The 1639-nt window shown below is 34.8% G+C and carries 2 protein-coding genes; one reads left to right on the top strand and one right to left on the bottom strand.

Annotated elements, in window-relative coordinates:
- Nucleotides 1-86: 86 nt before the first annotated feature.
- Nucleotides 87-1019 carry an LpxL/LpxP family acyltransferase gene (locus HUN22_RS16905; RefSeq protein ID WP_174731820.1) on the bottom strand — a complete coding sequence of 311 codons (933 nt, stop codon included), beginning with the start codon at nucleotides 1017-1019 and terminating at the stop codon, nucleotides 87-89.
- 240 nt (nucleotides 1020-1259) lie between these two features.
- Between HUN22_RS16905 and HUN22_RS16900 the strand changes: the two genes are divergently transcribed.
- The coding region (locus HUN22_RS16900; protein WP_174731816.1) for a LysE family translocator at nucleotides 1260-1639 on the top strand (380 nt) is incomplete at its 3' end.

Raw genomic sequence — 1639 nt, 5'->3', positions numbered from 1 at the left:
AGTTATGCTCGATAATACACGCTTCCAAATCATTTGCAATCGATATTCAACATAATTAAAGCAACAAAATCTATATCTCATTATCCTTAATAAAACTTTTGTTCACCAGCAGGACGTGTCTTAAAGCGTCGATGAAACCACATGTATTGTGTAGGGGCAATACGAATCTGATTCTCAATAATCTTGTTTACCCTTTCCGCATCACTGACTTCACAGCCACTCGGGAAGTCTTCTAGCTTGGGCTCTACCAACACATGATATTGAGGATTACGAATATCACCACTTCGATAAAAATATAAAGGGACTGCTGCGGCTTTTGAGATATCCATCAGTCTGCGATGAGCTGTAACAGTAGCAGCTTGAATACCGAAAAATGATGCCATGACCCCTTGTTTCAAGCCAAAGTCCTGATCTGGGCTATACCATATTGCATGACCATGTTTAAGATTTTGGATGAGTCCACGCATGTTATCTCGAGCAATCTGGTTTTTATATACTCTCGCACGACTGCGATGAATCAGAAAATCTAAAAATGGATTATTTTGTGGTCGGTAAACTACGTCCATATTAAAAAATAAGGTACAGGCTGCTCCACCTGCATCTAAAAGCGTACTGTGGGTACCTAATAAAAGTACGCCATTTTCCTGATTATTGGTTAAATTTTCTAAACCATCTATGTGAACACGGCTTTTAAACCAGTTTGGACAATACCAAGCATTTAATGCTTCAAATACTCCTGTTAAAGTGTCGACAAAAACCTGCTTGGCTTTTACTTCAATTTGTAGCGGCGTTTTTTCAGGAAAACATGCTTGTAAATTACGTAGTGTTGTTTTGCGTCTTGAACTTAAAGATTTCCAAGCTATTTTTGATAGAAGGTCCGCGAGGCGCCATTGAATAGCCCAAGGTAACATAGCGAATAACATCAGAATAAAAGCTAAAAACCATATACCCCAATATTTAAACGATAAAAAGGAAAATTGAAATTCGCCAGATTTAAACTGCCGTTCATTTTTCGTCATACTGTAGATTTCTTGAGATATAGACTTAGCATACTAACATGCTCAATTTTTAACGTTGTGTTTTTATGTTGCTTTCACTTTTATAGTTTTATCTACCCTATTTATTTTATATAAACCGATATTTTAAATATTTAATCTATTTAAGACTTAAATATACATAACCTTTTGTATACATCGATTATTTTCTCATTTAAAGTAACCACACAATCTTGCTTCAATTGATAAATAGGATATATCAGCGTGAGCGGTCTTTTAGTATTTATAACAATTGCATTTCTTACCCTACTAAGCCCAGGACCGGGAGTATTATTTACTGTCACAAATTCAATTAACTATGGTGTTAAAACTGCTTTATTTGGAATAAGTGGTTTAATTATTGGTATGTTTGTGATTGCGGTAATTTCCGCTAGTGGTGTGGGACTTATTATTACCAGTAATCCTACTATTTTTACCGGTTTAAAGTTTGTTGGTGCGTTTTATTTAATGTATTTAGGATATAAAAACTTCACCAAAAAGCTTCCAACACAAGAGTTAATAAGCAATCAACAAAACAATCAAGCTGTAAGTAAATCTAAACTGTTTTATCAAGGCCTATTTGCATCATTACTGAATCCTAAAAC

The sequence above is a fragment of the Acinetobacter lactucae genome (assembly GCF_013344765.1).
Classification (GTDB): domain Bacteria; phylum Pseudomonadota; class Gammaproteobacteria; order Pseudomonadales; family Moraxellaceae; genus Acinetobacter; species Acinetobacter lactucae_A.
Note: the sequence above shows the minus strand (reverse complement) of the source record. Positions and strands in the feature narration are given on the sequence as shown.

Excerpts from the sequence above, each read along its gene's own strand:
- HUN22_RS16905 (WP_174731820.1), bottom strand. The coding sequence starts at position 1,019 with ATGACGAAAAATGAACGGCAGTTTAAATCTGGCGAATTTCAATTTTCC.